Source organism: Streptomyces anatolicus, assembly GCF_019400875.1.
Classification (GTDB): domain Bacteria; phylum Actinomycetota; class Actinomycetes; order Streptomycetales; family Streptomycetaceae; genus Streptomyces; species Streptomyces anatolicus.
This window is the reverse complement of the sequence record NZ_WMBF01000322.1, coordinates 1-7,279: the sequence shown is the minus strand read 5'-3', so window position 1 is coordinate 7,279 and position 7,279 is coordinate 1. Positions and strand designations below refer to the sequence as shown.

Below are 7,279 nucleotides of genomic sequence, written 5' to 3'. Positions count from 1 at the left end.
GGCGAGGTGGTGGCGGGCGAGGATGCCGGGCAGATAGCCGCGGGCGGTGGTGAGGCTGTAGTACGGCTTCAGGGGCGGGATGCGGCCGGCCGCGGCGTCGGCGAGGAGGCCGGTGACCTTCTCGCGCGCCTCGTCGAAGGCCTGTTCGTACGCCCCGTCGGCGGCGACGCCCTGCCGGGCCAGCCACCGCTCGTCGGGCACGGGCAGGTGGCCCGCGTCCAGCTGGTCCCAGGAGGCGAGGCAGCCGGAGCCGGTGAAGTGGTGGTTGCCGAGCGCCTCGCGCACCCCGAGGTCGGTGAGGACCGCGGTGGGGATGCGCCGGTGCAGGGATTCCAGGGCGGCGGTGGAGCTGATGGTGACGAGCAGGTCGGTGCGGTCCAGGACCTCGCCCATGTGCCCGTAGACGAGGCGGCAGTTGGCGGGCAGGCCGCCCTCCAGCCGCTGCGTCAGCTTCTGGTAGGGCAGTTCCTCGATGTGCGTGGTGTGCTCGCCCGGCTTGCTGCGCAGTTTGAGCAGGACCTCGCGGTCGGGGTGCAGCCGGGCGTGTTCGGCGAGGCGGCGCAGCAGGTAGGTGCGGTGCGCGGCGCTCTCCGGCACGGAGGGCTGGGCGGCGAAGACGACCGTGTACGGGTCGTGCCCGGTGTGGGGCGCGCCGCCGAGGAAGGGCAGGGCGGCCTCCGTGACCGCCGACGCGTCGGCGCCCACTCCCTCGTACACCGCGCGGAAACGTTCCGCGTCCTGGCGGGAGTTGGCGAGGACGACGTCGGCGCCGTGCCGCAGGAGGAGGCCGTCGGCGAGCTTTTCGTAGACGACGCCGACATAGCCGGTGACGACGACGGGCCGCTTCTTCGCGGTGCCGGTGAGGCGGGCGTCCTCGGTGACGCGGGCGAGTCCGTGCAGCACCGCCTGGACCGCGCCGCCCACCAGGGCGAGCACGATCACGTCGGGCGCTTCCCGCTCCATCTCGCGCAGGAACTCGACGGCGGTGACCTCGCGCAGGCTGTCCGCGCGCACCCCCACCTCTTCGAGCTGCCGGGGCGTCGGGGTGGCCCGGCCGCGGAGCAGGTACCCGCTGAGACGGTGGCCGTCGGACTCGGGCCGACTGTCCGTCGCGATGCGGTTCGCGGTGAGGGCGCCCCACTTCCATCGCGTATCGGAATCGGCGAGCACGGCCACCCGGAGCGGGTTTCGGTTACTTGCTGGCACGTCCCAGACGCTAGGAAGCCATTTCGATTCGCGGCCCAACTCAGGTGCAACAAACGGTTAACAGCACGCCGACGAATGGCTAATCGGCCCGGGAAACGCCCGTCCGGCGGCCCGGTTAACCATTCCGCCACGCGTCGTTCACCTCGCATCCCCCTGCGGGTCGAGACGAATGCCGGGCCGACACCTAACGTCACCCTCGTGGTTAAGCTCTCCGTCATCGTGCCGTTCTACAACGTGCAGCAATACGCGCCCGACACCTTGAGGAGTCTGCGTGCGAACGCGCGCGACGACTTCGAATTCATTCTCGTCGACGACTGTTCGCGCGACGAGACTCCGGACATCCTGGAGCGGGCGGCGCGCGAGCTGCCCGGCGCCGTCCATCTCAGACATGAGAAGAACGGCGGGCTCGCGACCGCCCGCAACACGGGCCTCGACGCGGCGCGTGGCGAGTACCTCACCTTCCTGGACGGTGACGACTGGCTCGCGCCCGGCTACTTCGCACAACTGCTCGCCTCCATCGAGGAGTTGGGCTGTGACTTCGTCCGCACCGACCATGTGCAGTGCACCGCGCGGGCCCGTACGGTCCACCGGGTGCCGCACGGCAGGCGCGGCGTCGTGATGAACCCGCGCGAGGTGATACTCCCCGCCGACCGGTCGACCTCCGTCGACTACGCGTACGCCTGGGCGGGCATATACCACCGCAGGCTCGCCGAGGCCGGTCTGCTGCACTTCACCGACGGTCTGCGCACCGCGGAGGACCGCCCGTGGATCTGGCGGCTGCACCGGGAGGCGGAATCCTTCGCCGCGGTCGGCCTGCTCGGCGTGTTCTACCGGCGCGGGGTCGCCTCGTCGCTCACCCAGATCGGCGATGTCCGCCAGCTCGATTTCATCAAGGCATTCGACCAGGTCGTACGGGAAACCGCGGCCGACCGGGACGCCGACAAACTCCTGCCGAAGGCCGTGCGCACCTATTGCGCGATCATCTCCCATCATTTGGGTTCCATCGAAAGGTTCGAGCCATCCGTGGCCCGCAAATTGAAGTCAATGAGTGCGGCCGCGCTGAAGCGGATGCCGCAGGGCGTGCTCGACGAGGCCCTGGACTCCATGGACCTCCAGCGGGCCACCCGGCTGCGCAGGCTGCGGCGCCGGCCCGTGTCGGCGGAGGTGGCCGCGTGATGGAAAGCCCGCAGACGACCCCCCGTACGGCCCGGCGCACGACGCAGGTCTTCCTCGCCTCCACGCTGTACGGGGCGGCGACGCTCGCCGCCGCCCTGGACGCCGACCGCTTCGGCCCGGCCGACCGCCGCATCCTGCTGGTCAGCAACAACGCGGCGACCCCGGAGACGACGACACCGCTCGACGCGATGCCCGGCTTCGCCCGGCTGCGCGACCGGTTCGACGACGTACGTTCCTGGAACGAGGCCATCGCCCCCTTCCACCCGGGCGGCTGGGCCCCGCGCGGCGACGACGTCGTGCTGTGGGAGCGGTATGTGCGGATGCTCTGGGACCTCGGTGACGACCGCGTCGAGCTGGCCGTCGAGTCGATCCAGGTCAACCCCGCGCTCGCGCTCACGCAGATCTTCAACGGCGCCCCCGTGGACGTCTACGCCGACGGCCTGATGAGCTACGGCCCCACCCGCAACAAGCTCGACCCCCTGGTCGGCACGCGCGTGCGCCGCCTGCTCCATCTGGACCTGGTGCCGGGCCTCACCCCGCTGCTGCTCACCGAGTTCGGCGTCGAGCCGGAGATCGTGCCGACCGACGCGTTCGTGAAGGTGCTCGCCGAACTCGCGGACGACGAGACCCAGCTGCCGGACGGCCTGCCCGCCCCCGACGCGCCCGCGCTCGTCCTCGGCCAGTACCTCTCCGCCCTGAACATCCTCACCCCCGAGGAAGAGGAGGAGCTGCACATCCGCATGGTGCGCGGCGCCGCCGACCTCGGCCACACCCACGTGGTGTTCAAGCCGCACCCCACCGCCCCGGCCCGCTGGTCGCGCACCCTGGAGAAGGAGGCGCGGGCGATCGGCGTCGAGCTGACGGTGCTCGACTCCCCCGTACTCGCCGAGGTGCTCTACCAGCGGACGCGCCCCGCGCTCGTGATCGGCTGCTTCTCCACGGCACTGCTCACGGCGTCCGCGCTCTACGACCTGCCCGTCGCCCGCACCGGCACGGACCTCCTCCTGGAGCGCCTCGCGCCCTACCAGAACAGCAACCGCGTCCCCGTCACCATCGTCGACGCGCTGCTGCCCGAGCTGACCGACGCCGCGGCGGTCGCCGAGCGGCGGGCTGACCTCGGCACCGGCGAGCTGACCCAGCTCCTCAAGGCCGTCGGCTTCGCGATGCAGCCGCAGATCTACCCCGGCCTGCGCCCCGACGCCGAGCGCTATCTCGCGCGGAACATCGGGCCCGGCACCTGGCGCTACTTCAAGCGGCGCCGCCTCACCGCGCTCGCCCTGCCCGGGGCGCTCCCCTCGCAGCTGGCGTTCATCCCGCGCAACGCGGCGGTGCGCCGGGTCGCGCGCCGGGCCCGTTCGGTGCAGCGGACGATCAAGCGGACCGCGCTCGGATGATCCCTCCCGGCACGACGCTCCCGAAGCCCATACCGGGAGCGGGCACCTCCGCGCGCACGCACACGACCACGGACACGGCCACGAACACGGCCACGAAGGGGCGCGCGGGGGGCGCCGGCTCGCGCGCCTCCCCGCGCGCGAGGTCCCGGCTGCGCGCCCTGGACGGGCTGCGCCTGGTCGCCGCGCTCATGGTCGCCGTCTACCACTACGGCGGCCGCGACGGCGAGATATCCGAGGCCTGGGGCAACTCGCCCGCGCTCCAGTTCCCCACCGCCCACGCGTGGTTCGCCTACGGCTGTCTCGGCGTCCAGATCTTCTTCGTGATCAGCGGCTTCGTCATCTGCATGAGCGGCTGGGGCAGGCCCCTGCGCTCCTTCTTCGCGTCCCGCGCCTCCCGCCTGCTGCCCTCCTACTGGGCAGCGGTCCTCCTGGTGACGGCGGTCTTCGCGCTGCCCGTCGTCGCGTACGAGGCGGTCTCGCCCAGCGACGCGCTGGTGAACCTCACCATGCTCCAGCAGCCGCTCGGCGCGGACCGGGTGCTCGGCGTGTGCTGGACGCTCTGGGCCGAGCTGCGCTTCTACGCGCTCTTCGCCCTCTGCGTCGTGCTGCCGGGCGCGACCCGGGCGCGCGTGGTGCTGTTCTGCGCGGTGTGGACGCTGGCCGCCGCGGTCTCACAGGCCGCGGACATGCCGCTCCTCGACCTGGTCCTCATGCCGGAGTACGCCCCGTACTTCATCGGCGGTATCGGCGTCTACCTCGTCCACCGCGACCGCCGCGACCTCACCGCGTGGGGCATCGTGGGCGTGAGCTGGCTGATCGGCCAGCACTACGCGGTGGCCCAGCTGTGGCACGCGCCGGACCCGGGCGCCTTCTCGTACCGCTCCTCGCTCGTGATCATCGCGGTCGTCACGGCGGGTTTCGCGGCGGTGCTGCTCATCGCGCTCGGCCGCCTGGAGTGGATGGACTGGCGCTGGCTCACAGTCGCGGGCGCCCTCACCTACCCCTTCTATCTGGTGCACGAGCACCTGGGCTGGGTCTCCGTACAGGCGCTGCACCAGGGCCTCGGGCTGCCCTCCTACGCCACCTTGGCCCTGACCGTCGCGGCGATGCTGGCCCTGGCGTGGCTCCTGAACCGGTTCGTTGAGGGGTGGCTGACGCCGTTGATCCGCACGGGGCTCTCCCCGGCACGGCTCGACCTCAAATGAAACGGCTTGACCTCAAGTGAAGTTGAGGTTCTAAGTTCGAGCACATGACCACATTCGCGTACTCGCACAGTGACCAGGACCTCGTCAACCAGCCCGTCGGCTACTGGAGTTCGGCCGCCGGCGCGGCCGTCGTCAACCACATCCGCACCACCCTCGCCGAACACGGGCTCACCCAGCCCCAGTGGTGGGTACTCAACCAGCTCCTGGACCACCCGGACGGCCGCCCGCTCGACGAGGTCGTGGAAGTCCTCAAGGGCTACCTGGAGGTCGGCGAGGGCACCCTGCTCCACAACATCGGCGCCCTGCGCGACCGCGGCCTGGTCGCCGAGCGCGCCGATGGCCTCATCGCCCTCACCGACGAGGGCCGCACGCTCCGGGACCATGTGGCCGGGCGCCAGCAGCGGCTCCGGGCGCAGATCCACGAGGGCATCAGCGACGAGGAGTACGTCCGTGCGCTGAAGGTCCTCCAGCGGATGATCCACAACGTGGGCGGCACGGCCTGGCACCACTAGGGACAAGGGGTGCTCAGAACGCGTCGACCGGCACGTACGACCCCCACACCTCCCGCAGCGCCCCGCACACCTCGCCCACGGTCGCCCGTGCCCGCAGGGCGTCCTTCATGGGAAAGAGGACGTTCGCGTCGCCCTTCGCCGCCTCCTTCAGGGCGGCGAGGGCGGCGTCCACCGCGCCCTGGTCACGGTCCGCGCGCAGGCGGGCGAGGCGGGCGGCCTGCCCGGCCTCGATGGCGGGGTCCACGCGCAGCGGCTGGTACGGCTCCTCCTCGTCGAGCCGGAAGCGGTTGACGCCGACGACGACGCGCTCGCCGCTCTCCGTCTCCCGCGCGATGCGGTAGGCGTTGCGCTCGATCTCGCCCTTCTGGAAGCCCTGCTCGATGGCGTGCACCGCACCGCCCAAGTCCGCTACCCGCTCCATCAGTTGGAGCGCCGCCGCCTCCACGTCGTCCGTCATGCTCTCCACGACGTACGACCCGGCGAAGGGGTCGACCGTGGCGGTCACGTCCGTCTCGTACGCGAGGACCTGCTGGGTGCGCAGGGCGAGGCGGGCCGACTTGCCGGTGGGGAGCGCGATCGCCTCGTCGAAGGAGTTGGTGTGCAGCGACTGGGTGCCGCCGAGTACCGCGCCGAGGCCCTGGACGGCGACCCTGACCAGGTTCACCTCGGGCTGCTGGGCGGTCAGCTGCACGCCCGCGGTCTGCGTGTGGAAGCGGAGCATCAGCGACTTCGGGTTCCGCGCGCCGAACTCCTCCCGCATGACACGGGCCCAAATACGCCTGGCCGCGCGGAACTTGGCGACCTCCTCCAGGATCGTCGTACGCGCCACGAAGAAGAAGGAGAGGCGTGGCGCGAAGTCGTCCACGTCCATGCCCGCCGCGACCGCCGTGCGGACGTACTCGATGCCGTCGGCGAGGGTGAAGGCGATCTCCTGCGCGGGCGAGGCGCCCGCCTCGGCCATGTGGTAGCCGGAGATGGAGATGGTGTTCCACCTCGGGATCTCGGCCTTGCAGTACTGGAAGATGTCGGCGATCAGACGCAGCGAGGGCTGGGGCGGGAAGATGTACGTGCCGCGCGCGATGTACTCCTTGAGCACGTCGTTCTGGATCGTCCCGGTGAGGCGGCTCGCGTCGATTCCTTGTTCCTCGGCGACCAGTTGGTACATGAGGAGCAGCAGGGCGGCGGGTGCGTTGATCGTCATCGACGTCGAGACCTTGTCCAGCGGGATGCCGTCGAACAGCACCCGCATGTCCTCGACGGAGTCGATCGCGACCCCGACCTTGCCGACCTCGCCGTGCGCGAGGGGCGCGTCGGAGTCGTGGCCCATCTGGGTCGGCAGGTCGAAGGCGACGGACAGGCCGGTCGTGCCGTGCTCGATGAGCTGCCGGTAGCGGGCGTTGGACTCGGCGGCGGTGCCGAAGCCCGCGTACTGGCGCATCGTCCAGGGGCGGCCGGTGTACATCGTCGGGTAGACACCGCGCGTGTAGGGATACGCGCCGGGGGCGCCGAGCTTCTGGTCGGGGTCCCAGCCCGCCAGGGCCTCGGGGCCGTACACGGGCTCGATGGGCAGACCGGACTCCGACTCGTGTGTCATGCCTCCAGCTTGCGCTTCCCGGCGGGACGCGTCACGCACGGCAAACCGGGAAACACTCTCAGGAGTGTTGTCCAGAGGTGTTGTCCAGGAGCACGTGGGGGCGTGATGGGCCGGGGCACGATGCCGGTGGGAGCCGTGGTGGTGCTCGCGCTGGTCGCGGGGTGCAAGCCGGTGGCGGTCGACACGGAGGGC

At 71.1% G+C, this 7,279-nt stretch carries 6 protein-coding genes; 4 read left to right on the top strand and 2 right to left on the bottom strand.

Annotated elements, in window-relative coordinates; all coding sequences use genetic code 11:
• A partial coding sequence (locus GKQ77_RS23625) for a DUF6716 putative glycosyltransferase (RefSeq protein ID WP_219690938.1) occupies positions 1-1,206 on the bottom strand: 1,206 nt, incomplete at its 3' end.
• A 198-nt stretch (positions 1,207-1,404) separates the two neighbouring features.
• On the opposite strand from GKQ77_RS23625, the gene GKQ77_RS23620 reads away from it, so the two are divergent.
• The 4 genes from GKQ77_RS23620 to GKQ77_RS23605 are packed head-to-tail and all read left to right on the top strand — an operon-like array spanning position 1,405 to position 5,493.
• Positions 1,405-2,382: a glycosyltransferase family 2 protein gene (locus GKQ77_RS23620; protein WP_219690937.1), complete on the top strand. Its 978-nt coding sequence runs from the start codon at positions 1,405-1,407 to the stop codon at positions 2,380-2,382.
• Positions 2,382-3,776, top strand: a complete 1,395-nt coding sequence (locus GKQ77_RS23615) for a polysialyltransferase family glycosyltransferase (protein ID WP_219690935.1) — start codon at positions 2,382-2,384, stop codon at positions 3,774-3,776. Before GKQ77_RS23620 ends, GKQ77_RS23615 begins: the two co-directional genes overlap by 1 nt.
• A complete protein-coding gene (locus tag GKQ77_RS23610; RefSeq protein ID WP_219690934.1) occupies positions 3,773-4,981 on the top strand; it encodes an acyltransferase family protein in 1,209 nt (402 codons plus the stop codon). Before GKQ77_RS23615 ends, GKQ77_RS23610 begins: the two co-directional genes overlap by 4 nt.
• 44 nt (positions 4,982-5,025) lie before the next feature.
• The gene (locus GKQ77_RS23605; RefSeq protein ID WP_219690933.1) at positions 5,026-5,493 is read left to right on the top strand and encodes a MarR family winged helix-turn-helix transcriptional regulator; all 468 of its coding nucleotides are present in this window, start codon (positions 5,026-5,028) and stop codon (positions 5,491-5,493) included.
• Positions 5,494-5,506: 13 nt separating this feature from the next.
• On the opposite strand, the gene GKQ77_RS23600 is transcribed toward GKQ77_RS23605, so the two are convergent.
• Positions 5,507-7,087: an acyl-CoA mutase large subunit family protein gene (locus tag GKQ77_RS23600; RefSeq protein ID WP_219690932.1), complete on the bottom strand. Its 1,581-nt coding sequence runs from the start codon at positions 7,085-7,087 to the stop codon at positions 5,507-5,509.
• Positions 7,088-7,279: the final 192 nt, after the last annotated feature.